The sequence below is a fragment of the Hyphomonas chukchiensis genome, assembly GCF_000682695.1.
Classification (GTDB): Bacteria; Pseudomonadota; Alphaproteobacteria; order Caulobacterales; family Hyphomonadaceae; genus Hyphomonas; species Hyphomonas chukchiensis.
This window is the reverse complement of the sequence record NZ_AWFG01000002.1, coordinates 1-25,977: the sequence shown is the minus strand read 5'-3', so window position 1 is coordinate 25,977 and position 25,977 is coordinate 1. Positions and strand designations below refer to the sequence as shown.

Sequence of the window (25,977 nt, the reverse complement as noted above, 5' to 3'; positions counted from 1 at the left end):
AAACAACAATCATTCCAAAGGGAAGCGCCACATGAAACTCTACACATCCATCGGCCCCAACCCGCACGTCGTGCGCATGTTCATGGCCGAACGCGGCATCACCCTGCCCACGCAGAACGTGGATATTGTGAAGGGCGAAAACCTCGGCGAGTCCTATCTCTCGGTCAATCCGGCCGCCCAGTCGCCCGCGCTGGAACTCGACGATGGCAGCATCATCACCGAGATCTGGCCGATCTGCGAATATCTTGATGAAACCCATACCGGCGACAGCCTGTTCGGCGCCAATCCCGAGGAACGTGCGCAGACGCGCCGCTGGACCCGCTGGGTGGACCTTAACGTGCTCGACCCGATGACCAATGGCTTCCGCTTCTCCGAAGGCCTTGCCATGTTCAAGGACCGCACGCGCTGCCTGCCCGACGCCGCACCGGGCCTCAAAGCCCGCGCGCAGGACAAGCTCAAATTCCTCGACGGCCAGCTCGCAAGCCGCGCCTACATCGCCGGCGATAATTTCACCTTCGCGGACATCATGCTGTTCTGCTTCCAGGCCTTCGGCAACCAGGTCGGCCAGCCGCTGAACCCGGCCTTCCAGAACGTCACGGCATGGTTCGAGAAAGTCGGCGCCCGGCCCAGCGCCAGCGTCTAGGTCCGCTTCAGCAGCCGCGCCACCAGCTGCGCCCTCTGGGGCGGCACGGCGCGGTTCATGCCGTTGAATACCCGCGCCTCGATGAAATAGCCGGTCAGCGCCAGCCCGTCGGCTATGTCGTCCACGCCGACCGGCGCGCCCGGCGTCACGAGGAATCCCGGCAGGCGCAGCAGGCGGCTGACATACTCTTCGGCTTCAGACCCGCGCACCGCCCGTCCCGTCTTCGGGGACACATGGGTGAGGCCGTCATTCGCCCCGCTCAGCGCGCATTCATCAAGGTCCAGCCCGAAGCCCAGCGCTGACAGCAGCCCCAGCTCCCAGCGCACATAGAGCGCGGGCCACACTTCGCGCGCCTCGATCTGGTCGAGCAATATCGTCGTGGCCTCGTAGAGCGCCGAACCGGCGGCATCGCCCTCGTCCAGCGCGCCGCGCAGCAGCGTCGTCACCGCCGAGATCGCCGACAGCGCCCCGGCATCATCCAGCACGCGCGAGGCCCGCTCACGGCTTGCCTCGGCCACGTCAAAGCGCCCCAGCTGTTCCTCCAGTCGGCCTGTCCACGATAATGAAACAGTATTCCCCGCCTCGTACTGCGCCCGCCGCGCCCGCGACGCGCCGCCATAGACAAGGCCCGACCTGCGGCCCCTGGTTTTCGTCAGCACGTCAATGATGAGACCGCCCTCACCAAACCGGCGACCGCCGAGGATCAAGCCTTCATCGGTCCAGTTCATGCCGCGCCCTAGACATCAAACTCCAGGCCGATGCCGGAATAGCTGTCGCGGCGCTCCTGCCATTTCTCGTCCACTTTCACGAACAGGAAGAGGTGCACAGGCCGGTCGAGCATTTCGATCAGTTCCTTGCGGGCCATGCGCCCGATCTCCTTGATCGACGCGCCATTCTTGCCCAGCACCATGGCCTTGTGGCCATCGCGCCCGACAATGATCACCTGCTGCACACGGACGGACCCGTCCTTGCGCTCTTCCCAGCTCTCTGTTTCCACCATCAGCTGGTAAGGCAGTTCCTGGTGCATGCGCAGCAACAGCTTCTCGCGCGTCACTTCAGCAGCGAGCAGGCGCATCGGCAGGTCAGCCGTCTGGTCCGGCGGATAGAGCGCCGTGCCCGCTGGCATACGGTCGGCCAGCGCAGCCGACAACCGGCCGACGCCATCGCCATTCTCGGCCGAGATCATGAATATCTCGTCGTAGACGCCCGTATCGTTCAGTTCGCCCATCACCGGCAACACCTGGTCATGCGGGAAAAGGTCGATCTTGTTGAGCGCGAGGAAAGCGCGCTTCTCGGTGAGCTTCAGCTGCTCGATCACGCGCAGGTCGTCGGCAATAGACATCTTCTGCGCGCCGGTGGCATTGCCTGCCTTGTCAGCCACCCAGGCCGAACTGTCGATCAGGTGCACGATGGCATCGGCGTCCGCTGCGCCGCTCCAGGCTGCTTTCACCATGGCCCGGTCGAGCCGGCGCTTGGCCACGAAGATGCCGGGCGTATCGACCAGCACGATCTGCGCGTCGCCCACCTGCGCGACGCCCCGCACGGGAAAGCGCGTCGTCTGCACCTTGTGCGTCACGATGGCGACCTTGGCGCCGACGAGGCGGTTGGTCAGCGTGGACTTGCCCGCATTCGGTGCGCCGATAATGGCGGCAAAACCTGCGCGGGTGATTTCGGTTTCGGTCATTGTGTTCCAGTCAGGGTGTTCAGCAGCAAGGCGGCTGCATTGCGCTCGGCGTCGCGTTTGGAGGATCCGGTGGCCGTTGCCTCGCCATGGGGCGCCACTTGTACTTCTATCTCATAAACAGGGGCATGGTCAGGGCCCGAACGGCTAACGACGCTGTATTTCGGCAGCGGCAGGCCCTGGCCCTGCGCCCATTCCTGTAACAGTGTCTTCGGATCACGCGTTTCCACGGGGGCGGACTCGAATTGCTGTGCCCACCCACGCTCGATGAACTTGCGCGCGGCAGATAGCCCGCCATCCTGGTAAATCGCGCCAATCATGGCCTCGCAGGCATCGCCCAGCGTCGATTCACGGTCGCGGCCGCCGGAGGCCACTTCGCCATCGGACAGGATGATATAGTCCTGTAGCCCGAAATGGCGCACGGCCTCGGCGCAGGCGCCCTTCCTGACGAACCGGTTGAGGCGCGGGGCGAGATCACCTTCGCTCTCGGTCTTGCGGCGCTCGATCAGGCGCTCGGCAATGGTCAGGTTCAGCACACGGTCGCCCAGGAATTCCAGCCGCTGGTTCGACAGGCGCACGGAGTCCGCCGACGCTACGGCGCTCGGATGCGTCAGCGCGCGCACCAGCAGGTCACGGTCCTTGAAACTATAGCCGATCCGCTCCTGGATCGTCTTCACGTCCGCGTCCGACAGGTTCGGCACGTGCGCTTTCGCGGCGGCGCGCTGGCGTGCGCGTTTGGGACGGGCGGGTTTCATCAGACGGCCGGCAGGGCTTCGATAATCACCTGGGCTTCCGCCCACGGATGGTCATCAGTGATGGTAAGGTGGATGACGACCGTATGGCCCTCCGGCGTCATCGCCGCGAGCCGCGCAGCCGCGCCACCGGTCAGCGCCACGGTCGGCTTGCCGCTCGGCAGATTGACGACGCCCATATGTTGCCAGTGCACGCCCCGGCGCGGCACGCCGGTGCCCAGCGCCTTGGCGCAGGCCTCTTTTGCGGCAAAGCGCTTGGCATAGGTCTCGGCTGTCAGCTTGCGGCGACGGGCCAGCGCAATCTCTGTCTCGGTGAAGACGCGCTTCTCGAACCGCTCGCCAAAACGGGCCAGCGTCTTCTCGATCCGCTCGATATTGCAGAGGTCGTTGCCGATCCCGATGATCATGCGCGCGCCTCGTCCATCAGGCGGCGCATCTCGCCAATCGCGGCCGGCATGCCGATGAAGATGGCCTCGCCGACAAGGAAGTGGCCAATGTTAAGCTCGGTGATCTGCGGAATGGCCGCGACCGGCTTCACCGTATCAAACGTCAGGCCGTGACCCGCCTGCGGCTCGATTCCGATCCGCCGGGCCTCCTCGGCACAGTTGCGGATCCGGTCCAGCTCCAGCTCGGCCAGCTTCGCCTCGCCCGCCTGCACCAGCTCCACGTAACGGCCCGTATGGAATTCCGTGATCTGAACGCCCAGCGCATGGGCGGCATGCAGCTGCACCATGTCCGGTTCGATAAAGAAGGAGACGCGGCTACCATTCTTGTTCAGCTGGCGGACGAAATGCGCGAGATGATTGTGCGCCCGCGCGGCATCGAGGCCGCCTTCGGTCGTCAGCTCCGCGCGTTCTTCCGGCACGAACATGGCCGTCTCGGGTTTGAACTTCAGCGCAATCTCGAGCATTTCCTCGGTCGCCGCCATTTCCATATTGATCGGCAGCGCCGTTGCGTTGCGAATTTCCGTCAGGTCACCGTCGCGAATATGCCGGCGGTCCTCGCGCAGGTGCAGCGTGATGCCGTCGGCGCCCGCCTCCGTCGCCATCAGCGCCGCGCGCATCGGGTCAGGGTGTGCGCCGCCGCGCGCATTCCGGATCGTTGCCACATGGTCGATATTCACGCCGAGGCGTATCCGCTCCGCCATCAGGCAAGGCCCCGCGAACCGGGCTTCACCGCTTCCATCGCGGCGAGTTCCGGCGGCAGGTCGTCTGCCGCATAGTCGGGGAAGTCCACCGCCGCCAGAGAGACCAGCTTGCAGCCGACATCGGCCCTGCCGTTGGAACGGTCGATGATGCACGCCCCGCCAACCACTTCGCCCGGCAGCCTGTCCAGCGCCTCGACCGTCTCGCGGAAGGACAGCCCCGTCGTCACGATATCCTCGGCGATCAGCACGCGCTCGCCCTCGGCAATCGAGAAGCCGCGTCGGAATTGCAGCTTGCCGTCGACGCGCTCGGCAAAGATCGCCCTCGCGTTCAGGTGCCGCGCCAGCTCATAGCCCGGAATGATGCCGCCCACGGCGGGCCCGGCCACGACGTCGATCTTGCCGAATGTCGCCGTCAGCTTTGACGCCAGCGCCTTGCACAGCTTTTCCGACAGGTCAGGTTGCGAAAAGACGAGCGCCTTCTGCAGGAAGACGGGGCTGCGTCGTCCGGAGGAAAGGATAAAATGCCCCTCCAGGAGGGCACCTGCCTCGCGAAACACCGCGAGTACGTCTTCATTCGTCATCTTCTAGCTCCTGGTCGCGCACGGCCCGGTCCACAACGGCCAGGGATCGTAGTGCGGCAAGTATCTGCGTCAGGCGCTTCAGGTCTTCAACCTCGATCTCCATCACCAGCTCGGTAAAATCGGTCCCGCGCTCGCTCGTGGCGATCCGGATGATATTGCCGTTGGACTGGGCAACCGCCGTGCAGAGCTTGGCCAGCACGCCTTTTTCGTTCGCCGCATTGATACGGATACGCCCCACGGCCACGGCGCCGGTCTTGGCCAGCTCGGTCCATTTCAGGTCGACCCAAAGCTCCGGATGGTCGTCATACTCGGCCAGCTTCGGGCAGCTCGCGATATGCACCACGAGGCCCACTTCAGGCTCCTGCACACCCATGATCCGGTCGCCCGGCAGCGGGCAGCAGCACTGGCCAAGGTGCAGCGTCACACCCGGCGTCAGGTCCGTGCCCGACACCAGCAGCGGCGCATGTTCGCTGTCGAGGCGCAGCTTGTTGTCGGCGTCAAAACGCTCGGCGCGATAGCCCGGGAAGGCTGCCTCCATGATATCGGCCGACGAGACGCGCCCGCGCCCCACGGCCTCGGCCATCTCCTCGCGGTTTTCAAATCCGGCGAGCTGGGCGGTATGCGTCATCTTCACGTCGATAGGGTCGATGCCCGCACGGCGCAGCGCCATGTTGATCAGGCCGACGCCCAAGCGCCGGAACTCGATCTGGTCGCGCTCGCGCACCAGCTTGCGAATGGCAGAGCGCGCGCGGCCGGTCAGCGTCATGGCCTCCCAGCCGATCACCGGCGCGGGCGTCTTGCCCCGCAGGATCTCCACCACGTCGCCATTCTTCAGCGGCCGGCGCAGCGACTTCACCTCGCCATTGATCTTCGCGCCAATCGTCGTGTCACCCACGGCCGAGTGCACGGCATAGGCAAAGTCCAGCGGCATCGCGCCCGCCGGCAGGATGATCAGCTTGCCCTTGGGGCTGAACGCGAAGACGTGCTCGCGGTACATTTCCAGCTTCGCATGCTCGAGGAATTCGCTCGGCTCGGCACCATCCTGGATCAGCTCGGCAAAAGCTTCGAGGTTGGCCGCCGGGTCAAGGCCCGCCGCCCGCGCCGAATCCACGTCAAAGCCATAGGACTTGTTCTTGTAGCCCCAGTGCGCCGCCACGCCGAACTCAGCCGTGCGGTCCATCGCCCGTGTGCGGATCTGCAGCTCAACGCGGCGGTTGCCGGCCGCCCGCACGGTCGTGTGCAGCGAGGCATAGCCGTTCGGTTTCGGCACCGAGATATAATCACGGAAACGGTCAGGGATGCAGGCCCACAGCGTGTGCACTTCGCCCAGCACGCGGTAGCATTCCTCTACCTCCTCAACGATGATGCGGAAGGCAAACAGATCGGCCACATCAAGGAAGGAAATCGATTTGCGCTCCAGCTTGCGCCACAGCGAATAGGGCTGTTTCCGGCGGCCTTTGATCTTGGCCTTGATACCGGCCATCTCCATCAGCTGGCGCAGGTCGCCATCGATGCGGTCGAGGTCGTCGGCATTCTCGCGGGCCAGCTCTTCCTGCCGGTAGAGGATCGCGCGGCGCGCTTCCGGGTTCAGCTCCTGGAAGGCCAGGTCTTCCATCTCGGCAGCCAGCGTATAGAGGCCCACACGGCGAGCCAGCGGCGCATAGATGTCCATGGTTTCGCGGGCGGTGCGCTGACGGCTCTCGGCCTTCTTGCGGAAATGCAGCGTGCGCATGTTGTGCAGCCGGTCGGCCAGCTTCACCAGCAGCACGCGCAGGTCGCTCGTCGTCGCGAGGATGAATTTCTGGAAGTTCTCGGCCTGCGCGGATTCCTTGGACGTGAATTCCAGCGCGTCGAGCTTGGTCACCCCGTCGACCAGTTCGGCCACATCGGCGCCGAAGCGCACTTCAATGTCGCCAATGTCGATGCCCGTGTCTTCGACCACATCGTGCAGCAGGCCCGCCACGATGGTCACTTCATCGAGGCGCACGTCGGCCAGCAGGCTCGCGACCTCAACGGGATGGGAATAATAGGCGTCGCCGGAATCGCGCGTCTGCTCGCCATGGTGCAGCTTGGCAAAATCATAGGCCGCGCCCAGCAGCTCGGACTTCACGCGCGGGTGGTAAGCCCGCACCTTGGCGATCAGTTCTTCACGGGAAAGCACATGTGGAGATGCAAGTGGAGCGTCAGCCGAAACGGCTTTGCCAGCCGTGTCGCCAGCCCCTTTGTCCTCAGCGGAAAGGGCGCTGCCGTCCATGGAGCCTCCTAGAGTCGGTCGTCGCGTCCGGACTCGATTTCAGCCTGATAGGCACGCATCACGTCGTCTTCGGTCGCAGCCGGGCCGGACATGAGCGCGATACGGTCGGCTTCGCGTTCGCTTTCCTCGCTCGGGCGCACTTCCTGCAGGTTGGAAATCATCGCTTCCTTGACGACTTTCAGGTCGACGGACTCTTCAGCGATCTCGCGCAGCGACACGACAGGGTCTTTGTCATTGTCGCGGTCCACCGTCAGCGGCGAACCTTCACGGATCATGCGGGCACGATGTGCAGCGAGCAGGACGAGCTCGAAACGGTTCGGCACTTTCTGGATGCAGTCTTCGACGGTCACGCGGGCCATGGGCAGTCAATCTCCTTGAAGCCGACCCTTATATGCAGTGCAACAAGCTGGCGCAACCCGGCCTTGCGCCTGAAACGCAGCCTGAGTATGCCAGTTCTATAAGTATTTTCGGCGTTTTTATTAGCCTATACCCTATATTACCTGAGGAATTAAGCCAATGGCCTTTTACAAGGACGAGCGCCTGGCGCTGTTCATTGATGGCGCGAATCTCTATTCAGCGGCCCGTGCAGTCGATCTGGAGATCGATTTCCGCAAGCTTTTGAAGGAATTCCAGGGCAAGGGCCGCCTCCTGCGCGCCAATTATTACACCGCCCTCGTCGAAACCGACGAATACAGCCCCATCCGCCCGCTGGTCGATTGGCTCGCCTATAATGGCTACAATGTCATCAAGAAGCCCGCCCGCGAGTTCACCGACCGGGAAGGCCGCAAGCGCGTCCGGGGCAGCATGGACGTGGAACTGGCCATCGACATGCTCGAAATGGCCGCCAATGTGGATCATATCGTGCTGTTCAGCGGCAATGGCGATTTCCGCCGGGCCGTCGAGGCGGTGAAGGCCCGCGGCGTGCGCGTCTCGGTCGTCTCCACGGTCGCCTCCAACCCGCCCATGATCGGCGACGAACTGCGCCGCGAAGCCGACAATTTCATCGACCTCGAAGACCTCGGCGACCGCGTCGCCCGCCCAAGGCAGGGTTTCGAGGGCGGCCCGGAAGGCGACGGCGAGGCCTGACCCGCCCGAAGGCTCATCCTGAGCGCTCTCTCCACGCCAATGGCCCAACGCAGGCAGCAGATCCCGCCCATCTTCTCCGCCCTCTCCCTGCCCGGCCTATAATGACCGGGCTGCACGAGTTCCCAGCTCGTGCAGTTCGTTCATGACTGGCGCGGGATGGCAGGCCGAAGGTGCGCACCTTCTACCCTACCTGACCAACAGACTGACAATGCGCGCCCGGAGCTTCCCTCCCGCGCCCTTTTTGCCCAGGCAGACCGGATGGCCCCGCCAGTCCGGCTTTCGGCGCAGGCGCCAGTATCAGGCCATGTTCGCCCGCACGCCGGGCGCCAGCCTTTCAGCCTCGGCCTGCAAACGCGCACGCACCTGCCCCGCCTCAGCGCCGAAATAGGCGTCAGCGACCATGTCCAAGCCCGCCATGAAGTCGGAAACGACCCGCAGAATGTCCGGCGACTCCGGTCCGTCGCCCTTGTCGCGCGAGGCCAGCGCCGTGTATCCGGCCAGCACGATTTGTTCGTGAACGGCAGCGGGCCACTCATTCCGGTTGGCGATCAGGTAATCATTGCAGAAATCGGCAAAGGCGGTCTGGCTGAAAAGCCATTTCTCGTTCACGTCCCAGAACAGGTCGGCCGTATCGAGCATCTGCTTGTCGGCCCCGCGCGCAATGACCGCGCCCGCCACATGCTCCATCCATTTCCACCGCGTTGTGTCCGACGGCATGGAGGCCGTGATGACCTGTATGACGGCATAGACGGGAATCTCGTCCAGCTGGTCGCGCGTATGATCGGCAATATATTCCTGGAATCCGGCCTGCGAATAGGCATGCGCCGCAGCCCTCGACATCACCATCGCGTCGAGACTTGCCTGCGACAGCGGCGCGGCAGCCGTGGGAGATGGCGCGGGCGTGCCCGCACCGTTGCCGCTGGATCCGCGCTCCTTGACGAAATTATAGATGACCGACAGCGCGATAATCGCCACCAGCGCAATCGAGGCGATGGCGCCCCAGCTCATGTTTTCCATGGCCTGTCTCCTCTAGCAGCCACTTTAGGCAGCTAACGGAGGAATCTTAACATAGGGAAAACCCTATCGGCGGGACCGCTCGCGCACGTAAATCACGCCGGGATGGCGCCAGGCCTGCACAACCGTGGTGAGCGACCAGACCCAGTTAGCGATCAGGACGAGAAATCCGAATCCGCTGAACGGAATGAGAATCACGCCCACGGGAATGAGCATCAGCTGGATGATCGCCGTGCCGATACGACCGATGAAGATCGTGCCGAGTCCCGGAACGAAGAAATTAAGGATAAACGCAACGAGTTTGAACGTGCTGCGCGTTGCCCCCACGGCCACACGGCCGGCCATCTGGCCAACGCCGGGCCTTTGGGGAATCAGGTTGTCTCGCTCATATTCGGGGGTGGGGTAAGGGGTCATGATTCCCATGTGGCCCCATTAACCACATCATTCAATACCGCAGCGCATGCGACTATCGTGCAGGCACGTGCGCCGCGATCAGCTGCGGCCCCTCAGCGGCAAACGCGCGCTCCAGCGCCTTGTCAAAAGCCTCGGCCGTATCCACCGCCACCGCCGGCACGCCGAGGCTTTTCGACAGCGCCACCCAGTCAATCTCCGGTTGGTCCAGCTCCAGCATGCTCTTCGCCGTCGGCCCCGGATTGCCCGCGCCGGTGCGCGCCAGCTCGATATTCAGGATGCGGTAGGAATGGTTGACGAACACGACCGTCACCACATTCGCCCCTTCGCGCGCCATGCTCCACAGCGCCTGGTTGGTATACATGGCCGCGCCGTCGCCTGTCAGGCACAGCACCTTCCTGTCCTTCGCCGCCACCGCCGCGCCAAGCGCCAGCGGCATGCCCTGCCCGATCGCCCCGCCGGTCAGCTGCATCCAGTCATGCGGCCTAGCCTTCTGCGTCATCAGGAAGGTCGGCAGCCCGTTCGACACCGCATCGTCCGACACGAACGTGCCCTCCGGCATGTGCCGCGCAATCGACTGGCCCACGGCCACGGCATTCAGCCCGCCACTCGGCAGGCCCGGCTGTTCCAGCGTCGCCATCGGTGCCGCCTCTTTCGCGCCGAGGGCATCGGCCAGCGCCTCAAGGATCGCCGCACTGTCGCTCTCCGGCCCGCCAATGATCATCGGCGTGCAACCTTCGGGCACCAGAACGCTCGGCTTGCCCGGATAGGCGAAGAAGGCCACCGGCACCTGCGTGCCTGCCACCAGCATCAGGTCGCAGCCCTCAAGGTCGGTCATCGCGCCTTCGGCAAAATACTGCATCCGGTCCGGAATGAACCTTCCCGCGCCCCGCGCCTGACGCGGGAAGAACGTGTCCGTCATCACGCGCACGCCCGCCGCCTTCAGCCGCGCCGCTGTCGCGAGGCCCGCCTCGGTCAGCGCCGTGCCATTGATCAGGATCATCGGTTTGGACGCGCCCTTTATGGCTTTCGCCGCCGCCTCGACACGCGCCGCATCGGGCGCCCGCAGCGACGGCCGCGCGCGCTTCCTGCCGGGCTTGCCGCCTTCGAGCCAGGCCGTATCCGCGGGCAGGATCAGCGCCGCAGGTCCGGAGATCGGCGCGAGGCTCGCCTCCCAGGCTTCCGCCGCCAGCTCGCCCGCCGTTGCCGCCGTGTCAGCCGATTTGATCCACACCGAGTTCGGCCCCGCCATGCCGCGAATGTCGGAGGCGAGCGGCGCATCATAGCGCTGGTGCGGCACGGCATGGTCGCCGATCACGTTGACCATGGGCGTCCACGCCCGGCGCGCATTGTGAATGTTGGCGCCGCCATTCAGGTAGCCCGCGCCAAGGTGCAGCAGCGTCATCGCCGGGCCGCCGGAGACGCGCGCATATCCATCCGCCGCGCCGGTCGCCACGCCCTCGAACAGGCAAAGCACCGAATGGATGCGTGGTTCATGGTCAAGCGCCGTCACAAGGTGCATTTCCGACGTGCCGGGATTGGCAAAACAGGCAGACACACCATGATCGGCGAGGGTCGAGACGAGGGCTTCAGCGCCAGTCATCGTGCGTTCAGGTTGGTCTGTCATAAAGTGTGTCGCTCCCTTTGTTTGACTGCTTCTTTAGCGTGTCTTCAGAGGGGGTCAAAGCGGGACGGATCGTGTCAGCCGGAGCAGACTTGGGGTTTACGCCGACTGGTTCACGATCCGCCCGCAGCCAAAGGGGATCTGGCTAGAGCCGATATAGGTGGACGCTCGGCTCTGCCCGCAAGTTACGGTCACATTCTTGAAAATGCGACAGTTAATCCGCGCTCCGTACTCGAAATATCGCGTTTTCTTGCGTTTATTTCGCAATAACGATTACAGCATCAGATAGAGAACCCGCATAAAGCCGCTCAACATCGGCTTTTCGCAGGTCCAGCGTCCGGGACTGGTTCATATAGCCCTTTTCGGTAATCTCGCCGGCATCGGCCTGCGGCGGCGTCTCCTGAAGCAATATCCGGGCGATCCGGGCCGAGGGCATCGGGTTCTTGGCATTATAGGCCTGCAGGCCGTCTCTGACCGCCGCAATCACCTTGGGGTGATGCGCCAGCTCCGCCAACGGCAGCGCTTCCCCGACCAGCCGCTGGCACCAGGCCTCGTTGAGGAAGCCCAGCAGGCAGATCGCATCCTCGTTCAGGCCACAGACCACCGCGTCAGACAGCGCCCCGCCCGTCGCCGCAACCGCCTGAACCCGCACCGTGCCCGCCGAGACCCATGTCCCGCTCGCTAGCTTGAATTCCTCGGCCGTGCGCCCGTCAAAGGCGAGGCCCTTTTCCGGATGGTCCGGATCGACAAAACGCACCGCGTCGCCAAGCCGGTAGAAGCCCTCATCGTCAAACGCCTCCAGCGTGCGCTCGGCATTGCGGAAATAGCCCGGCGTCACGTTCACGCCCTTCACCCGCAGTTCCAGCTTCTGCGCATTCGGCACCAGCTTGAACGTGTTGCCCGGCAACGGCAGGCCGATCAGGCCCATCGTGTCATTCGGCCAGTGCACGTTCGAGGCGGTGGGCGACGTCTCCGTCGCGCCATAGCCGGCCGACAGCGAAATGCGCTCACCGGTCACCCGCACAGCCACCGCCTGGATGCGCTCATAGATGTCCTGCCCCATCGCGGCGCCGCCATAGGCCATCGACACGAGCCGCTTGAAAAAGGTCTCAGCCAGCGCGTCATTGCGCTCCAGCTCCGTCGCGAGCGCGGCCCATGCAGCCGGCACGGTCGTGTGCTGCGTCGTCGCGATTTCCGTCAGGCTGCGTATCATCTCCGGCAGGCGCGCAGGCGTCGGCGCACCATTGTCGATATAGAGCGTGCCGCCCCAGTCGAGCATGTTGTGCAGGATGGAATGGGCGCCATAGGTATGGCTCCACGGCAGGAAGTTGCACATCACCTGCGGCCCGCCGCAGATCGCGTCGAGGCGCTCCTCGTCCCATACCGAGCGGATCATCTTGGCATTCGCCGCCACCATGCCGTGCAGGTTGATCACCGCCTTGGGCTCACCGGTGGAGCCGGATGTCAGCATGTATTTCGCCACCGTATCCGGCGCCAGCGCAGCATAGGCATCGTCCACCGCCCGCGTCGGCTCCTTGGCGAAACGGCCGATCTGGGCGCTGTCGCATCCCTTCGGCTCGCGGCGGCTATAGATCACCAGCCGGTCGCCGACGCCCATGCCGTCGAGCCCGCGCTGGTAGACGGCCCCGTCCTCGACATAGATGATCTTCGGCTCGGTCAGCTGGTCGATATATTTCAGCCGCGCAAAGTCTTCGCTCAGCAGCGCATAGGCTGGCGTCACCGGAACGACCGGGCTGCCGGCCCACATCGCGGCATACATGATCAGCGCATTGTCGATGGAGTTCGACGCGAGGATCATCACCGGCGCATCCGGCCCCGCGCCCGCGTCAATGAAGGCCTGCGCCAGGCGGCGCACACGGTCCAGCCCGTCGCCATAGGTCATCTCGCGCCAGCCCTCGGAGGCCGGGTCTTCCGGCACGCGCTCGGCCAGCCAGATCCGCTCCGGCGCCTCGGCCGCCCATTTCACCAGCGGCGCCAGCATGTGCGGCGGGTGCGCCTTCAGCGGCTGGCCATTGTTCAGGTAGATCGTACCGTCCGGCCGGCGGTCCACATCCAGCTTCAGCGGCAGGTAGGGAACTTCGCGAAACGGAATGCCAGACGTACTCATACTTGCCCTCGTGTATCGATATGCATCACGCGCCCGCAATGCTTGCAGTGAACCGCGTCGCGATCATGCAGCAGCAGGCCGCAATCCTCGCATTCGCATTCCACCTTGTCACTCGGCTCGATGATGGCCCGCAGCAATTGCAGGAACATGGAGAGGCCCAGGACCATCACCAGAATGGCCACAAAACGGCCCAGCTGGCCCTCAAGGATGACATCGCCATAGCCGGTCGTGGTCAGGCTGGTGACCGTGAAATAGAGCGCGTCGATATAGGTGTGCACATTGGAGTTCGGCCGCCCCACCTGCAGCGCATAGACCAGCGCTGCCGTGATGAACACGAACACGACCAGGTTCGTCACCTTGTCGATGATCCGCTCGTGCCGCTGGAAGAAAGGCGTCAGCACCCGCACCCGCTTCACGAACGTGAAGGCCCGTACCGCCCGCACGGCCCGCAGCACACGCAGGAACGCAAAGTTCGACACCAGCAGCGGCGCAAACATCGTCAACACGACGATCATGTCGGCCCAGTTGATCCATTTCATGAAGAAGAGATGCTTGTGCCGGGCGATATAGAGCCGCGCCAGCAGGTCGAGCAGGATCACGCCGCCGATCATGTAGTCGACAATGAAATGCGTCCGCCCCCGCGCCTCGAACGGCGCCCACAGGAAGTAGACGATCGTGACCATGTCGAAGATCAGCATCGCCCACCGGAACACGAACGGCGCCGTGCCGTGCCCCTCGTACAGCCAGAACAGCTGCCGGTTCAGCCCCTTGCGATCACTCATAGGGATGCCTCTAGCGCCGCCATCGAACGTGCGAGATTGGCGCGGGCCGCCTCTTCCCACTCGGCGCGGCACGTATCTGTGAAATAGAGCCGGTCCCGCTTGAGGAAGCCTTGCAGGATCATCGCCCGTCCGACTCGGAACGCCATGGCCGGAACAGCGGCATATTCCGCCCGCACATCGCGCTCATACTGGTCGAACACGTCCGGCCGCGCGGCGAGGATCGACAGGTCCATGTCGAGGAAGAAGCAGAGATCTTTTTCGTCCTCCGGGCTCAGCCCTTCCGGTACGACATGCCTGGCTGTCGCCCGGATGATCTTGTCCGCAAGCGCAAGGTCGTCCGGCGCGACATGGGGGCCTGCGTCCGCCACCAGCAAGTCGGCACTCTTGTCCTCATTGTCCTTGGCCAACGGGTCATAGATCGCATCATGCCAGTAGAGCGCCCACAGCACGGCCTCAGGCCGATTGAGGTGCGGCTTCAGTCGCTCGAAGTGACGCAGCAAAGCCTCGATATGCGCCCATGTATGATAGTGGCGCTGCGGCTCTGCGTAGCGCGTCTTGAGCGGGTCAAGAAGGTCGCTAGGTGGGATCAACCCGCAGGCTCCAGCGTCTCGTTGAACCTCACCGGCTTGCCGCCGCCCTTCTGCGTGATCTCGCCATCGCGCATGACGAACTGGCCACGGATGATCGTGGCGACGGGCCAGCCGGTGGCTTCCATCCCGTCATAGGGCGTCCAGCCGCATTTGGCCTTGGCCCATTCATTCGTGATGGTTTCCTTGCGCTTCAGGTCGACGACCGTGAAGTCGGCGTCATAGCCTTCGGCGATCCGGCCCTTGTTGGCGATGCCGAAGACGCGCTGCGGCCCGGCGCTGGTCAGCTCGACAAAGCGGCGCAGGCTCAGCTTGCCATTGGCGACATGCGTCAGCATCAGCGGCACGAAGGTCTGCACGCCCGGCATGCCCGACGGCGACGCCGGATATGGCCGCTCTTTCTCCTCGCGCGTGTGCGGCGCATGATCGGTCGCCAGCACATCGACGATCCCCGCATTCAGCGCACGCCAGAGCGCATCCTGATGGCGCTGCTCGCGCACGGGCGGGTTCTGCTGGGCAAAGCCCTTCAGCCGTTCATAGCAATCAGGCGCCGCCAGCGTCAGATGGTTCGGCAACACTTCAACCGAGGCCACATCCTTGGCATCGCGCAGCAGCTCCATCTCTTCCGCCGTCGAGATATGCAGCACATGGATACGCTTGCCGGTCTTGCGCGCGAGCCGCAGCAGGCGCCGCGTCGAGCTGACCGCCGCTTCCACGTCGCGCACCACGATATGGCTCTGCCAGTCGCCCGGAACGGCCAGAGAACGGCGCTCTTCGAGGCGGTATTCGTCTTCCGAATGGAACGCCGCCCGGCGCTTGATCGCGCGCAGCACGGCTTCGACGCCCTCGTCATCCTTGACCAGCAGGTCGCCGGTCGAAGCGCCCATGAACACCTTCACGCCGCAGCAGCCCTGCATCTGCTCCATCTCGGCCAGCAGGTGTGGATTGTCATTGGTCGCGCCGGCATAGAAGGCGTGGTCGACATCCATGCGGCCCCTGGCGCGGTTCAGCTTGTCGGTCAGCGCAGCGGGCGTAATGGTTGAGGGATTGGTGTTCGGCATTTCGAACACGGCCGTCACACCGCCCAGCGCCGCAGAGCGCGCCTCGGTCTCGAGGTCGGCCTTGTATTCCAGCCCCGGCTCACGAAAGTGAACCTGGCTGTCGATCACGCCCGGCAATATGTGCAGGCCGGTCGCGTCATAGACTTCCCCGGCCTGGGACGCGTCGAACTTGCCGATCGCGACGATCTTCTCGCCATTGATCGCCACATCCACGCGTTCTTCGCCGCCGGGCGACACCACGGTGCCATTCTTCAGGATCAGGTCATATGTCTTGCTCATGGCCCCCTTATGCTCCCGTGCGCGGGGCCTGTCATCCCGTGACGCTGCCGCAGTGCTTGACCTCGTCCCTGCTGCACCGCACAACCGCCACTTATCAGCTACAGGACCACCCATGAAACACACTGCGACCGACGCTTTCGTCCATCCTGCCCTGCGCCCGCTGGCAATCGGCGCCCTCGGCGTCGCGGCGCTGACAGCGTCCTCCTACATATCGGTGCCCATGTATCCCGTCCCGGTGACGCTGCAGACCATGACGGTCCTGCTGCTCGGCGCCCTGTTCGGCCCGCGCATGGGCGCTGCGATGGTGCTCTCGTGGCTGGCCCTTTCCTTCACCGGCGCCCCGGTTCTGGCAGACGGCAAATCGGGCCTCGTCGCCTTTGCGGGCCCGACGGCCGGCTATCTCGCCGCCTTCCCGATTGCAGCCTTCCTCGCCGGTTACCTGCCCAAGGGCGACAGGATTGGCGCCCACGCCCTGCGCCTGGCCGGTTTCCTCGGCCTTCACGGCCTCGTGCTTGGCCTCGGTGCAGCCTGGCTTGCGGGCTTTGTCGGCGCTGAAACCGCCATCGTTGCTGGCATTTTGCCCTTCCTGATCGGTTCGGTCCTGAAAAGCGGCCTCGCCACGGGCCTCTACGCAACATGGAAAGGCGCAGACAAAGCGGGTCGGGCACACTAGATTACCCAAATGTCAAAACGCGCCCTGCCCGATCGCTCCATCATTCGCCTGTCCGGCCCGGACATGCTGGCCCTGATGGAACGCACCGTCACCAACTCGGTCGACAACTGGAACACCGGCGAGATGCGCTACGGCGCGCTGCTCACCCCGCAGGGCAAGATCATTGCCGACTATCTGGCCATGCTGTCGCTCGAGAACATCTATCTCGATATGCACTCCGGCGCCGCTGACGAGCTGGAAAAACGCCTGAAGCTGTTCCGCCTGCGCTCAGACGTGCAGATCGACCGCCTCACAGATGACGTTGTCACCGAGGGCAGCTGGGTCGATGTACGCTCGACACAACTGCCGCACCGCGCGATTTCGCCCGCAGCCGAGATCGGCCTCGAAATGTCCTATGAGGAATGGCACAAGACGCGCATCGCCGCCGGCGTGCCCGAATGGGGCGCGGACTATCGCGGCTCGGAAGTGTTCCCGACCGATGTGAACCTCGATGTCATGGGCGGGATCGACTACAAGAAGGGCTGCTTTGTCGGCCAGGAAGTCGCCAGCCGCATGAAGCGCAAGGCCAAGGTGCGCAAGCGCACGCTGCCCGTGCGCGGCGAAGGCCTGAAGCGCGGCGCGGATATCCTCGCCGGCTCGTCCATCGGTAATGTCACCAGCGTATCCGGCGAAATGGGCCTCGCCCTGATCCGCACCGACCGGATGGTGCAGGCCGATGCAGCGGGAAAGGCCTTCACCTGTGGCGGCCGCCCGGTCACAATCGACCGGCCCGAATGGCTCAAGATGGAACTCATTGCACTCACGGCGGCCAATGACTGACGCACCCTATTGCGGCTGGGCGCCGGTGAACGACCAACTCTATCGCGACTATCACGACGCGGAATGGGGCGTGCCTGAGCGCGACGGCCGCGCCCTCTGGGAAAAGCTGCAGCTCGACGGCATGCAGGCGGGACTCTCCTGGATCACCATCCTGCGCAAGCGCGACACGATCCGCGAGGAGTTTGACGGGTTTGATCCCGAACGCCTCGTGCGCTGGACACCGAAGCGGATTGAAAAAGCCCTGCAGAATCCGGGCATCATCCGCAGTCCGAAAAAGATCGAGGCGACCATCGGCAATGCCCGCGCCTATCTCGACATGGCCGAAGCGGGCGAAGACTTTTCCGCCTATTGCTGGAGCTGGGTCGGCGGCGATCCGATCGTCAACAGCTGGAAGGATTTCCGCAAGGCGCCGACATTCACTGACTGGTCGACCGCCATGTCGAAGGATCTGAAGAAACGCGGCTTCAAATTCGTCGGCCCGACCATTGTCTACGCATGGGCACAGGCCGTTGGCATGGTGAATGATCATGAGATACATTGCCCGCGACACAGCGCTGTACAGAGGACCTGATAATGCGTTTGGCCATCCTGCTTCTTCCGGCACTCCTGCTCACGGCCTGCATCACCGAAGGCACGACGGCGAGCCAGGAAAGCACCGATTGCAGCCTGATCGATTCGCCGGCGGAGGAGCAGGCCTGCCGCATCTATGAGAAGACCAAGGCGAAGGATTCTGAAACGGCCACCAATACGACCACCCAGACGGACCTCGCATCTGATCACTGAGCGACCATTCCCGGCCGCTGTGACCACAACACCGTGGAGCCAACATGAAACACGCCCTCACACTGACTGTCCTCCTGTCCGGCACAATGCTTCTTGGCGCCTGCGCCTCCGACAAGATCGCAAAGGAACGTGAGCAGATTGCCTGGTCGCGCTGCGCCAACTCGCCAGGCCCTGAAGCCCGCAAGTCCTGCGTGACGACCCAGATCGCCCTGATGGAAGCGGCGGCCCGCGCCGAAGCCGAAAGCATCGCCGCACGGCAACGCCAGTATGAAAACCGTGAAGCCGATCGTGTGGCCAGCGGCGTTTCCCCTGAAATGGCCCGCGAATCGTCCGATCCCGGGATCGAGCGGCCCCGCTAGCCACCTGCACCTCTTCTCTCGACCGGATGCGCGACGCGCGTTACAGCAAGTGCATCGAAATACACGAGGTGCGGATTCCGCCGCACCCTTGCTGAGGGCAAGATGAAAACAGCAGTTATATCGGCGACCGGTCTCTGGACGCCTCCCGAATCGATTTCCAATGAAGAACTGGTCGCGAGCTACAACGCGTGGGCCGACAACTGGAATATCGCCTACGCCACCGACATTGCCGACGGCGCGGTTGAGCCCAAGACCCATTCCTCGGTGGAATTCATCGAGAAGGCTTCGGGCATCAAATCCCGCCATGTGATGGACAAAGAAGGCGTGCTGGATCCGGGCGTCATGGCCCCCCGCATTCCGGAACGCTCGAACGAGCAGATCTCCGTCATGGCCGAAATGGCCGTTCATGCGGCCCGCCAGGCGCTGGAACGCGCTGGCCGCAAGCCGGAAGACGTCGACGCCGTCATCTGCGCCGCCTCGAACATGCAGCGCGCCTATCCGGCCATGGCTGTTGAAATCCAGGCCGCGCTCGGGTGCAGCGGCTTTGCCTTCGACATGAACGTCGCCTGCTCCTCCGCCACGTTCGGCATCCAGACCGCCGCAGACTTCATCCGCAGCGGCAGCGCGAAATCTGTGCTCATGGTCAATCCGGAAATCTGTTCCGGCCACCTGAACTTCACCGACCGCGACAGCCACTTCATCTTTGGCGATGTGGCCACGGCCGTGCTCGTGGAAGAAGAAAGCATTGCCCCGGCTGGCTACTGGAAAATCCTCGGCACCAAACTGAAGACCGAGTTCTCGAACAATATCCGCAACAATTTCGGCTTCCTGAACCGTGCTGCGCCGGAAGGCGTCGGTTCGCCGGACAAGCTTTTCGTTCAGGAAGGCCGCAAGGTGTTCCGCGAAGTCGTGCCCATGGTGGCAACCATGATCGGCGAACATCTCGGCGAGTTGGGCATGTCAGGCACAGACCTGCGCCGCATGTGGCTGCACCAGGCGAACGCCAACATGAACCGGCTGATCTCGTCAAAAGTGCTGGGCCGCGAGGCGACGGAAGACGAAAGCCCGACCGTGCTCGACACCTATGCCAACACATCGTCAGCCGGATCGATCATCGCTTTCCACAAGCATTCGGGTGATTTCAAAGCGGGCGAAAAAGGCCTGATCTGCTCATTCGGCGCAGGCTATTCGGCAGGGACTGTATTGGTGGAAAAGACGGCCTGAGGCGGCAAGCCGCAGACGTACTATTCTTCCAGGTCTTCGGAGAACATGTCGCCCCAGAGGGCGCGGCGGCTGGCGCGGGCCGCTTCAACAACCATAATGATACAGCCCCCAAGCAACACGCAGAATGGCAGTGTCTGGCCCGAAACGAACTGTGTCATCATGTCGATCATGTCTTGTCCTAGGTCTGGCCGCATCTGGCTGAGCGGTCTCTGTCCGGTGTGGTGCAACCCTTATGCCGGAAAGGCCTTAACACTGCATTCTTGGATCGAGGCAGAAATGGGGTCAGTTTGTAACCGTATCGCCTCCGTTTCTTTACCCTTGCTACCAATACATTAAAGATGGCCCCGATGAGCACTCCCGCGAAGCGTTCTGTTAAGCCTCCCCGCGTCTGGCAGCGCATGCTGTCGGGCCGCCGACTCGATCTTGCGCATCCCTCGCCGGTGGATGTGGAAATCGAGGACATTGCCCATGGCCTGGCCCGTGTTGCCCGCTGGAACGGTCAGACAAGGGGCGGCCATGCCTTCTCCGTGGCCGAGCATTCCGTCATTGTGGAAAGCATCTGCCGCGAGCTGAATCCCGATCTCACGCCCCGCGACTGCCTGACGGCCCTCTTGCATGACAGCCCGGAATACGTGATCGGCGACATGATCTCGCCCTTCAAGGCGCTGCTCGGCGAAAGCTACAAATCCATCGAGGCGCGCCTGCAGGAAGCCATCCACATTCGATTCGAACTCGTGCCGGTGACGCCACAGCGCCTGAAAAAACTCATCAAACGGGCCGACCTTATCTGCGCCTGGTTCGAAGCGGTCCAACTCGCCGGCTTCTCCGAGGAGGAATCAAACAAGCTGTTCGGCAAGCCGCCGGAAGGCATGCACATGAAACTGAAGCCGCTCGCCGTGCCCGAAGCGCAGGAAGCTTTCCTTGCGCGCTACAACCAGTTGCACCATGACTTTGAAATGAGCCAGCGCCGATGACCCTTTCCGTCCTGATCGGTCTGTCCGCCGTAATGGTCGCCATTGATGATGGCGACCCGCTTGTGCTGATCACAACCCGGGAGACGGGCGAGGACGCCCTGCCCTTCGGCCCGTTCGACCCGGAACGCCACCGCACGTTCGACCTGTCGCTGCGCGGCTGGGTGCGCGAGCAGACCGGATTCGAGCTCGGCTATGTCGAACAGCTCTACACGTTCGGCGACAAGGACCGCGACACGCCCGAGGCGACGCTGGCAGATGCGCCGCCTGCCGCGCGTGTGATCTCCGTCGGCTATCTTGCGCTGATGCCGGATGCTGCGCCCACCGGCGCGGCGTTCGAGGCGCGCTGGCAGGGCTGGTACCGCTATTTCCCGTGGGAAGACCACCGCAATGGGCGCCCGGCCATGATTGATGGCGAGCTCGCGCCGCATCTCTACACATGGGCTGCCGGCAATCCGAAGCGGCTGGACCGTGCCCGCATCGCATTCGGCCTCGATGGGGCCCGCTGGGTGGAAGAGCGCGTGCTGGAACGCTACGAGCTGCTCTATGAAGCCGGGCTCGTCGCCGAATGCGCGCGCGATGCCGGCCTGCCGCAGCCCGCCGTGACGCTCGGCGCGCCGATGGCTTCCGACCACCGCCGCATCCTCGCCACCGCGCTGTCGCGCCTGCGCGGCAAGATCAAGTACCGGCCTGTCGTGTTTGAATTGCTGACGGATCGATTCACGCTGTCATCGCTGCAACGCGCCGTGGAGGGCATTCTTGGCCTCTCCCTGCACACGCAGAACTTCCGCCGTGCACTGGACAAGACCGGACTCGTCGAGGGCACAGGCCGTCTTGAGACCGGGACGGGCGGGCGCCCGGCGGAGCTTTACGCATTCCGCCGGGACTATGTCAGGGGCATTGCCGCCCCGGGCCTTGCGACACCGCGCAAGACGCCGGACTGACTATTCCACGCCTTCGGGCTCGCCGACGACGACGTAGATGAAATTATCCGGCGAGAGATATTCCTTCGCCACCCGGTTCACATCGTCCAGCGTCACGGCATTCATGTTCGCATTGCGCGTGTCGAAATAGTCGATGCCGAGATCCTGCTGGCGCACCGACATGATCTGATCGGCAATCTTCGCATTGGAATCGAAGCCGAGCGCGTAGGAACCGGTGAGATAGGCCTTGGCGTCGGAGAGTTCCTCTTCCGTCATGCCATCGGCAACGAACTGGTTCAGCTCGTCATGGATGCCGGCCAGGAATTCGCCCGCGCTCTCGTTCTTTGTCTGGCCACCGCCCGTCCATGTGTCGAGATGGTCTGACGTGGAAAGGCCCGTACTGACGCCGTAGGTCAGGCCCTTGTCGACGCGCAGTGTCTTCATCAGGCGGCTTTCGAAACCACCGCCGCCGACCGTGTAGTTCAGCACATAGGCGGCGAAGAAATCCGGGTCATGACGCTCAAGGCCGGGCGCGGAAAACATCACGAGGCTCTGCGGCTGCGGCAGGTCCACCACGATGGGCTCGGCGGGTGGTGTGGGCAGCGTGATATCGGCGACAGGCGGCAGCTCGCTCGTCTCCGGCAGGCCACCAAGGGCCATGTCGATCATCGGCGCGAGTTCCTCCGGCGACACCGCGCCAACGGCGGTTACCAGAAGCCGGTCCTTGACCATCAGCTTGCGCATCTGTTCGCGCGCCAGTTCCGGTGTCAGGGCCGTGATGCTCTCGACGCTGGTCTGACGGGCATAGGGATGATCGGGATAGAGCGCGTCTGTCATGGCCTTGCGGGCGAGCCAGCCGGCGCTCGTTTCGCGCTGCTTGATGCCGATCAGGTTTTCCCGCTGGAAGCGCTCGAACGGGCCGGTATCGAAACGCGGCGCGTCGAAGGCCGTCGCGATCAGGCCCATAGCCTCGGGCGCGTTTTCCTTCAGCATGGAAGCTGAACAGCTCGTCCAGTCATTGCCGGTGGAGCAGCCGAAACTCATGTTCAGCTCTTCCATCCGAGTCTGGAAGCCGAGCGAGTCCAGGTCGCCCGCGCCTTCATTCATGTTGTACACGACGGCGTCGGACAGGCCTTCGAGACCTTCCGGATCGGACGTCTCGCCGCCCTTCCAGGCCATCTCGACCGAGACAATCGGAATGGATGGTTCGGACACGAGCCAGACCGATACGCCGCCGGGCGTCACGAATTGCTGGATCTCGACAAAGTCGCCCTTGTGGACGTCGACCGTCATGGCCGGTTCGGCGGCCGGTGTCTCGACGAGCGTTTCGGGCACCGGTTCAGTCACCGGGGCAGAGGCGCAGGCGGCAAGCACGAGCGCGCTGGCGGCGCCCATCATCAGCTTAAGGTAGGTCATCTTACTGGTCTCCTTCGGCTGGAATGAGTTCCGCTTCGATATAATGCCGGTCCTCGCCGAACACGGTGCGAACGGCTGCAAGCGCCTCTTCGGTCGTGATCGACTTGATGGTGTCAGGATAGTCGAGGATGTCATCGATGGTGCCACCCAGCGCCAGTGTCGAGCCAAACGTGTTGGCCATGTTGGACTGGCTGTCGCGGCCATAGATCGCCCGGGCAGCCAGCGAGTTGCGAGCGCGCTCCACTTCGGCATCGGTAAAGCCTTCAGCGAGCACCTTGCGGACCTCGGCCATCACGGCCGTGTCGAGTTCATCCAGCGAGACACCGTCCACGGGGCTGGCGCTGATGACGGCCGGGCCTTCGTCGTGCAGCGTGGTCCATGCGGCGGTGCTGACATCAATGGCGATCTGTTCGTCTTCGACCAGTGCCTGATAGAGACGGCTGGTCATGCCGCCGCCCAGAACCGCGAGGCCGACATCCAGGGCATAGGATTCGCGGCGTTCACGCGATTCCGACAGGCCACTATAATAGCGGCTCCAGCTTGGCTGGCGCACCTTGGGGTCGGAATGGACGAGCAGCTTGTTCTCGGTCAACAGCGGCACGGGCGCCCATTTGCGTGTGCCGTCGACCGTGCCCGTAGGCTCGATCTGGCCATAGGTTTCCTCGGCCAGCGTGCGGACTTCATCTGTCGTCACGTCTCCGGCGACAACGAGGATCGCGTTCTCGGGCGAATAATACTTGTGGTAAAAGGCCATGCCATCGGCGGGCGTGAGCTTGGCCACTTCGTCCATCTTGCCGATGACGGTGATCTCGTAGGGGTGGCCCTTCCAGAGTTCGGAGAGGACCTGTTCCTGCAGGATGGAGCCCGGATCATTGTCGATCCGCTGGCGGCGCTCTTCCTTCACGACGTCGCGTTCGGAAATGAAGGGGCCCTTGGGATCATCATTGATCTTGAGGTTGCGCATGCGCTCGGCCTCAAGTTCCATCATGGTCTTCAGCTGCGGCTTGGCCACGCGCTCGAAATAGGCCGTATAGTCCCAGCTTGTGAAAGCGTTGAGCTGGCCCCCATTGCGCTGGACGATCGTGGTGAACTCTTCGGGACCAAGGTTCTTGGTCTCCTTGAACATGACGTGCTCGAACAGGTGCGCAAGGCCGGACTTGCCCGGCTCCTCGTCAACGGCGCCAACCTTGTACCAGACCATGTGCGTCACGACGGGCGCGCGATGGTCCGGCACGACAACGACCTGCATGCCATTGTCGAGCGTGAATGTCTCTGGGGTCCAGGCGGCGTCTTCGGCTGAAGCGCCTCCGCAGAAGAGAGCGACCGCGAGCAGCCCTCCGGTGATTATCCGTTTCATGGGCTACTCCCTCTGGTCGTCTCTTGCGCGCATTTATCAGTCTTGGATCAGGTTCCCGGCAGTTTCAGGCGGGCGCCCTGCTTGGCCTTCACGATCTCGACAGCACCGCCACCGGTGGCGTTATCGGTGCTGGCGGCTTCGATGTCTTCCGCATTGTCCTTGCGCCAGAACAGGATCTTGTCGACCACGCCCGTGGATTTGCGGATCGTCTTGGTCTCTTCATAGTCGACCTGCGAACGGACCATCGGGTTGACCGCATTGGCACCGGCTGCGGCCACGAGCGCACGCTCGGACTTGCTGGCATCCTTGCCGACCGTGGTGCCGAAAGCGGTCGCGACTTCGGCGCGGGCCGAATCGACTTCCGCTGGCAGCGAGCCACCGGCCGGAGGTGGACGCAGGCCATATTCCGGTGGCACGATCAGCGGCGCCTTGGTGACAACCCGAAATTCGTCAGGCGTACGCGACCCGCCACCGCCGGATGTGCAGGCCGTGGCGGCCGCAAGGGCCGCGCCGGCCGCGATCAAAAGAACTGGTTTCATCATGATAGGGCGTCCTCGCCTCCGGTTGGCATCGGTTTAATTCTCATTAGCGGCCTTAGGCTGCTTTCGGCCCGACAGTAAGAACTGATCCACAAACAGCAAGACCGCACCAACACTAATCGCAGCATCGGCCACATTGAAGACCCACGGGAAATACAGTGCGCCGGCGTCGATAAAGTCGACAACCGCCCCGAAACGCACCCGGTCGATCAGGTTGCCAAAGGCCCCGCCGACGACCATGGCCAGCGACAGCTTGAGCATGCGGCCCTCGGCGCGCAACAGCCAGACCAGAAAACCCAGCGCAATCAACAGCATGACGCCGCTCAGCACCCAGCGCATGAAGCCTTCGGACTGCAGGAAGCCATAGCTCATGCCCCGGTTCCAAAGCATGCTGAAGTCGACAGGCCCCGGCAGCGGAATACGGCCGCACGGCACAGGCGCGTTGAGACAGTCGAGCGCATTGAAACGCGGCTCGGACAGGATCAGCCACTTCGACACCTGGTCAGCCAGGATGACGACGGGCACCAGGGCCAGCGCCCAGATATTAGCCGGATTGAACTTCATGCCGAGCAGATTGCAGACCCCGCCCAGCCGATCAAGCGATTCTGTACACTTGGGGCCCTCACCTCCCCCTGCCTTCGGCAGCAGGCCCGTCCTCTCCCGCAAGCGGGAGAGGGGGTAAGAGGTTCAGAGCCGTCAAACCCCTCTCCCTCTGGGAGAGGAGGGGCCCATCGCAAAGCGATGGGAGGTGAGGGCCGCCCCTGATCAGTCGTGCATTGCGTCCCAGGCCTTCACGGCCAGGGCATCGCGGGGCGTGATGTCCGGGAAAGCCGGGTCAGCGGTTGCCGGATCGAAGTATTTCCAGCTGCGACGGCATTTCACG

Annotated in this window: 30 protein-coding genes; 10 read left to right on the top strand and 20 right to left on the bottom strand. The window is 63.6% G+C overall.

Annotated features, from left to right (window positions below; genetic code table 11):
* Positions 1–31 precede the first annotated feature (31 nt).
* On the top strand, positions 32–643 hold the full coding sequence (locus HY30_RS03070) for a glutathione S-transferase family protein (RefSeq protein ID WP_034736999.1): 612 nt from the start codon (positions 32–34) through the stop codon (positions 641–643).
* Here the strand turns inward: HY30_RS03070 and recO are convergent.
* From recO to rpoZ, 8 genes are read right to left on the bottom strand one after another with little or no spacing between them, the layout of a single operon-like run.
* A complete protein-coding gene (gene recO, locus HY30_RS03065) occupies positions 640–1,371 on the bottom strand; it encodes a DNA repair protein RecO (protein WP_034736997.1) in 732 nt (243 codons plus the stop codon). The two genes, HY30_RS03070 and recO, sit on opposite strands and share 4 nt — an antisense overlap.
* Positions 1,372–1,379: 8 nt before the next feature.
* A complete protein-coding gene (gene era / locus HY30_RS03060) occupies positions 1,380–2,327 on the bottom strand; it encodes a GTPase Era (RefSeq protein WP_034736995.1) in 948 nt (315 codons plus the stop codon).
* Positions 2,324–3,079 carry a ribonuclease III gene (rnc, locus tag HY30_RS03055; RefSeq protein ID WP_081812026.1) on the bottom strand — a complete coding sequence of 252 codons (756 nt, stop codon included), beginning with the start codon at positions 3,077–3,079 and terminating at the stop codon, positions 2,324–2,326. Before rnc ends, era begins: the two co-directional genes overlap by 4 nt.
* Positions 3,079–3,483: a holo-ACP synthase gene (gene acpS, locus HY30_RS03050; protein WP_034736993.1), complete on the bottom strand. Its 405-nt coding sequence runs from the start codon at positions 3,481–3,483 to the stop codon at positions 3,079–3,081. The genes rnc and acpS overlap by 1 nt, the downstream gene beginning before the upstream one ends.
* Positions 3,480–4,223 (bottom strand): pyridoxine 5'-phosphate synthase, encoded by a 744-nt coding sequence (locus tag HY30_RS03045; RefSeq protein WP_034736991.1) that lies wholly within the window; start codon positions 4,221–4,223, stop codon positions 3,480–3,482. The genes acpS and HY30_RS03045 overlap by 4 nt, the downstream gene beginning before the upstream one ends.
* Complete coding sequence (gene pyrE, locus HY30_RS03040; RefSeq protein WP_034736989.1) at positions 4,223–4,804, bottom strand: orotate phosphoribosyltransferase; 582 nt, start codon at positions 4,802–4,804, stop codon at positions 4,223–4,225. The genes HY30_RS03045 and pyrE overlap by 1 nt, the downstream gene beginning before the upstream one ends.
* Positions 4,794–7,058, bottom strand: a complete 2,265-nt coding sequence (locus tag HY30_RS03035) for a RelA/SpoT family protein (protein ID WP_034736987.1) — start codon at positions 7,056–7,058, stop codon at positions 4,794–4,796. The genes pyrE and HY30_RS03035 overlap by 11 nt, the downstream gene beginning before the upstream one ends.
* Before the next feature lie 8 nt (positions 7,059–7,066).
* Positions 7,067–7,417 carry a DNA-directed RNA polymerase subunit omega gene (rpoZ, locus tag HY30_RS03030; RefSeq protein WP_034736985.1) on the bottom strand — a complete coding sequence of 117 codons (351 nt, stop codon included), beginning with the start codon at positions 7,415–7,417 and terminating at the stop codon, positions 7,067–7,069.
* A 157-nt stretch (positions 7,418–7,574) separates the two neighbouring features.
* Between rpoZ and HY30_RS03025 the strand changes: the two genes are divergently transcribed.
* Entirely contained in the window at positions 7,575–8,144 is a 570-nt protein-coding gene (locus HY30_RS03025; protein ID WP_034736983.1) for a LabA-like NYN domain-containing protein, read from the top strand.
* 297 nt (positions 8,145–8,441) lie between these two features.
* Here the strand turns inward: HY30_RS03025 and HY30_RS03020 are convergent, their stop codons facing one another.
* The 7 genes from HY30_RS03020 to HY30_RS02990 all read right to left on the bottom strand — a co-directional run bounded on the left by HY30_RS03020 (position 8,442) and on the right by HY30_RS02990 (position 16,030).
* On the bottom strand, positions 8,442–9,161 hold the full coding sequence (locus tag HY30_RS03020) for a hypothetical protein (protein WP_034736981.1): 720 nt from the start codon (positions 9,159–9,161) through the stop codon (positions 8,442–8,444).
* Between the two features lie 63 nt (positions 9,162–9,224).
* Positions 9,225–9,572, bottom strand: a complete 348-nt coding sequence (locus HY30_RS19000; protein WP_155839228.1) for a hypothetical protein — start codon at positions 9,570–9,572, stop codon at positions 9,225–9,227.
* A 52-nt stretch (positions 9,573–9,624) separates the two neighbouring features.
* Entirely contained in the window at positions 9,625–11,172 is a 1,548-nt protein-coding gene (locus HY30_RS03010; RefSeq protein ID WP_034737129.1) for an acetolactate synthase large subunit, read from the bottom strand.
* A gap of 277 nt (positions 11,173–11,449) precedes the next feature.
* Positions 11,450–13,321 (bottom strand): feruloyl-CoA synthase, encoded by a 1,872-nt coding sequence (locus HY30_RS03005; protein WP_034736979.1) that lies wholly within the window; start codon positions 13,319–13,321, stop codon positions 11,450–11,452.
* The gene (locus HY30_RS03000; RefSeq protein ID WP_034736977.1) at positions 13,318–14,103 is read right to left on the bottom strand and encodes a potassium channel family protein; all 786 of its coding nucleotides are present in this window, start codon (positions 14,101–14,103) and stop codon (positions 13,318–13,320) included. The genes HY30_RS03005 and HY30_RS03000 overlap by 4 nt, the downstream gene beginning before the upstream one ends.
* Positions 14,100–14,693 (bottom strand): HD domain-containing protein, encoded by a 594-nt coding sequence (locus tag HY30_RS02995; protein ID WP_034736975.1) that lies wholly within the window; start codon positions 14,691–14,693, stop codon positions 14,100–14,102. The genes HY30_RS03000 and HY30_RS02995 overlap by 4 nt, the downstream gene beginning before the upstream one ends.
* Positions 14,690–16,030 carry a dihydroorotase gene (locus HY30_RS02990; protein ID WP_034736974.1) on the bottom strand — a complete coding sequence of 447 codons (1,341 nt, stop codon included), beginning with the start codon at positions 16,028–16,030 and terminating at the stop codon, positions 14,690–14,692. Before HY30_RS02990 ends, HY30_RS02995 begins: the two co-directional genes overlap by 4 nt.
* Positions 16,031–16,142: 112 nt before the next feature.
* Between HY30_RS02990 and HY30_RS02985 the strand changes: the two genes are divergently transcribed.
* The 6 genes from HY30_RS02985 to HY30_RS02960 all read left to right on the top strand — a co-directional run bounded on the left by HY30_RS02985 (position 16,143) and on the right by HY30_RS02960 (position 19,888).
* Positions 16,143–16,703 carry a biotin transporter BioY gene (locus tag HY30_RS02985; RefSeq protein WP_034736972.1) on the top strand — a complete coding sequence of 187 codons (561 nt, stop codon included), beginning with the start codon at positions 16,143–16,145 and terminating at the stop codon, positions 16,701–16,703.
* A 9-nt stretch (positions 16,704–16,712) separates the two neighbouring features.
* Positions 16,713–17,522, top strand: coding sequence for a CAF17-like 4Fe-4S cluster assembly/insertion protein YgfZ (ygfZ, locus tag HY30_RS02980; RefSeq protein WP_034736970.1), 810 nt, complete (start codon positions 16,713–16,715; stop codon positions 17,520–17,522).
* The gene (locus tag HY30_RS02975) at positions 17,515–18,093 is read left to right on the top strand and encodes a DNA-3-methyladenine glycosylase I (protein ID WP_034736968.1); all 579 of its coding nucleotides are present in this window, start codon (positions 17,515–17,517) and stop codon (positions 18,091–18,093) included. The genes ygfZ and HY30_RS02975 overlap by 8 nt, the downstream gene beginning before the upstream one ends.
* Before the next feature lie 2 nt (positions 18,094–18,095).
* Entirely contained in the window at positions 18,096–18,305 is a 210-nt protein-coding gene (locus tag HY30_RS02970) for a hypothetical protein (RefSeq protein ID WP_034736966.1), read from the top strand.
* 44 nt (positions 18,306–18,349) lie between these two features.
* Positions 18,350–18,664 carry a hypothetical protein gene (locus HY30_RS02965; protein WP_034736963.1) on the top strand — a complete coding sequence of 105 codons (315 nt, stop codon included), beginning with the start codon at positions 18,350–18,352 and terminating at the stop codon, positions 18,662–18,664.
* A 102-nt stretch (positions 18,665–18,766) separates the two neighbouring features.
* On the top strand, positions 18,767–19,888 hold the full coding sequence (locus HY30_RS02960) for a beta-ketoacyl-ACP synthase III (protein ID WP_034736962.1): 1,122 nt from the start codon (positions 18,767–18,769) through the stop codon (positions 19,886–19,888).
* A 20-nt stretch (positions 19,889–19,908) separates the two neighbouring features.
* Here HY30_RS02960 and HY30_RS19925 read toward each other — a convergent pair whose 3' ends face one another.
* Complete coding sequence (locus tag HY30_RS19925) at positions 19,909–20,058, bottom strand: hypothetical protein (RefSeq protein WP_155839227.1); 150 nt, start codon at positions 20,056–20,058, stop codon at positions 19,909–19,911.
* Between the two features lie 168 nt (positions 20,059–20,226).
* Here HY30_RS19925 and HY30_RS02955 point away from each other — a divergent pair, with 168 nt between their 5' ends.
* The gene (locus tag HY30_RS02955; RefSeq protein ID WP_081812025.1) at positions 20,227–20,862 is read left to right on the top strand and encodes a YfbR-like 5'-deoxynucleotidase; all 636 of its coding nucleotides are present in this window, start codon (positions 20,227–20,229) and stop codon (positions 20,860–20,862) included.
* Complete coding sequence (locus tag HY30_RS02950) at positions 20,859–21,803, top strand: NUDIX hydrolase (protein ID WP_034736958.1); 945 nt, start codon at positions 20,859–20,861, stop codon at positions 21,801–21,803. Before HY30_RS02955 ends, HY30_RS02950 begins: the two co-directional genes overlap by 4 nt.
* Here the strand turns inward: HY30_RS02950 and HY30_RS02945 are convergent, their stop codons facing one another.
* From HY30_RS02945 to lspA, 4 genes are read right to left on the bottom strand one after another with little or no spacing between them, the layout of a single operon-like run.
* The gene (locus tag HY30_RS02945) at positions 21,804–23,198 is read right to left on the bottom strand and encodes a M16 family metallopeptidase (RefSeq protein ID WP_081812024.1); all 1,395 of its coding nucleotides are present in this window, start codon (positions 23,196–23,198) and stop codon (positions 21,804–21,806) included. It abuts the gene before it with no gap.
* Position 23,199: 1 nt separating this feature from the next.
* Positions 23,200–24,555: a M16 family metallopeptidase gene (locus tag HY30_RS02940; protein ID WP_034736955.1), complete on the bottom strand. Its 1,356-nt coding sequence runs from the start codon at positions 24,553–24,555 to the stop codon at positions 23,200–23,202.
* Positions 24,556–24,602: 47 nt separating this feature from the next.
* Positions 24,603–25,097 carry a DUF3035 domain-containing protein gene (locus HY30_RS02935; RefSeq protein ID WP_034736953.1) on the bottom strand — a complete coding sequence of 165 codons (495 nt, stop codon included), beginning with the start codon at positions 25,095–25,097 and terminating at the stop codon, positions 24,603–24,605.
* Between the two features lie 33 nt (positions 25,098–25,130).
* Complete coding sequence (lspA, locus tag HY30_RS02930) at positions 25,131–25,658, bottom strand: signal peptidase II (protein ID WP_034736951.1); 528 nt, start codon at positions 25,656–25,658, stop codon at positions 25,131–25,133.
* Positions 25,659–25,977 lie beyond the last annotated feature (319 nt).

Bases quoted from the DNA above. Each gene is read 5' to 3' on its own strand.
- lspA (WP_034736951.1), bottom strand. From the start codon at position 25,658: ATGAAGTTCAATCCGGCTAATATCTGGGCGCTGGCCCTGGTGCCCGTC.
- HY30_RS02960 (WP_034736962.1), top strand. From the start codon at position 18,767: ATGAAAACAGCAGTTATATCGGCGACCGGTCTCTGGACGCCTCCCGAA.
- HY30_RS03020 (WP_034736981.1), bottom strand. From the start codon at position 9,161: ATGGAAAACATGAGCTGGGGCGCCATCGCCTCGATTGCGCTGGTGGCG.
- HY30_RS03005 (WP_034736979.1), bottom strand. From the start codon at position 13,321: ATGAGTACGTCTGGCATTCCGTTTCGCGAAGTTCCCTACCTGCCGCTG.
- acpS (WP_034736993.1), bottom strand. From the start codon at position 3,483: ATGATCATCGGGATCGGCAACGACCTCTGCAATATCGAGCGGATCGAG.
- HY30_RS03000 (WP_034736977.1), bottom strand. From the start codon at position 14,103: ATGAGTGATCGCAAGGGGCTGAACCGGCAGCTGTTCTGGCTGTACGAG.
- HY30_RS02935 (WP_034736953.1), bottom strand. From the start codon at position 25,097: ATGATGAAACCAGTTCTTTTGATCGCGGCCGGCGCGGCCCTTGCGGCC.
- rpoZ (WP_034736985.1), bottom strand. From the start codon at position 7,417: ATGGCCCGCGTGACCGTCGAAGACTGCATCCAGAAAGTGCCGAACCGT.
- rnc (WP_081812026.1), bottom strand. From the start codon at position 3,079: ATGAAACCCGCCCGTCCCAAACGCGCACGCCAGCGCGCCGCCGCGAAA.
- HY30_RS03035 (WP_034736987.1), bottom strand. From the start codon at position 7,058: ATGGACGGCAGCGCCCTTTCCGCTGAGGACAAAGGGGCTGGCGACACG.
- HY30_RS19925 (WP_155839227.1), bottom strand. From the start codon at position 20,058: ATGATCGACATGATGACACAGTTCGTTTCGGGCCAGACACTGCCATTC.
- HY30_RS02950 (WP_034736958.1), top strand. From the start codon at position 20,859: ATGACCCTTTCCGTCCTGATCGGTCTGTCCGCCGTAATGGTCGCCATT.
- HY30_RS03070 (WP_034736999.1), top strand. From the start codon at position 32: ATGAAACTCTACACATCCATCGGCCCCAACCCGCACGTCGTGCGCATG.
- HY30_RS02970 (WP_034736966.1), top strand. From the start codon at position 18,096: ATGCGTTTGGCCATCCTGCTTCTTCCGGCACTCCTGCTCACGGCCTGC.
- HY30_RS02955 (WP_081812025.1), top strand. From the start codon at position 20,227: ATGGCCCCGATGAGCACTCCCGCGAAGCGTTCTGTTAAGCCTCCCCGC.
- HY30_RS02940 (WP_034736955.1), bottom strand. From the start codon at position 24,555: ATGAAACGGATAATCACCGGAGGGCTGCTCGCGGTCGCTCTCTTCTGC.
- ygfZ (WP_034736970.1), top strand. From the start codon at position 16,713: ATGTCAAAACGCGCCCTGCCCGATCGCTCCATCATTCGCCTGTCCGGC.
- HY30_RS03025 (WP_034736983.1), top strand. From the start codon at position 7,575: ATGGCCTTTTACAAGGACGAGCGCCTGGCGCTGTTCATTGATGGCGCG.
- HY30_RS03010 (WP_034737129.1), bottom strand. From the start codon at position 11,172: ATGACTGGCGCTGAAGCCCTCGTCTCGACCCTCGCCGATCATGGTGTG.
- era (WP_034736995.1), bottom strand. From the start codon at position 2,327: ATGACCGAAACCGAAATCACCCGCGCAGGTTTTGCCGCCATTATCGGC.
- recO (WP_034736997.1), bottom strand. From the start codon at position 1,371: ATGAACTGGACCGATGAAGGCTTGATCCTCGGCGGTCGCCGGTTTGGT.
- HY30_RS02965 (WP_034736963.1), top strand. From the start codon at position 18,350: ATGAAACACGCCCTCACACTGACTGTCCTCCTGTCCGGCACAATGCTT.
- HY30_RS03045 (WP_034736991.1), bottom strand. From the start codon at position 4,223: ATGGCGGAGCGGATACGCCTCGGCGTGAATATCGACCATGTGGCAACG.
- HY30_RS02990 (WP_034736974.1), bottom strand. From the start codon at position 16,030: ATGAGCAAGACATATGACCTGATCCTGAAGAATGGCACCGTGGTGTCG.
- pyrE (WP_034736989.1), bottom strand. From the start codon at position 4,804: ATGACGAATGAAGACGTACTCGCGGTGTTTCGCGAGGCAGGTGCCCTC.
- HY30_RS19000 (WP_155839228.1), bottom strand. From the start codon at position 9,572: ATGACCCCTTACCCCACCCCCGAATATGAGCGAGACAACCTGATTCCC.
- HY30_RS02985 (WP_034736972.1), top strand. From the start codon at position 16,143: ATGAAACACACTGCGACCGACGCTTTCGTCCATCCTGCCCTGCGCCCG.
- HY30_RS02975 (WP_034736968.1), top strand. From the start codon at position 17,515: ATGACTGACGCACCCTATTGCGGCTGGGCGCCGGTGAACGACCAACTC.
- HY30_RS02945 (WP_081812024.1), bottom strand. From the start codon at position 23,198: ATGACCTACCTTAAGCTGATGATGGGCGCCGCCAGCGCGCTCGTGCTT.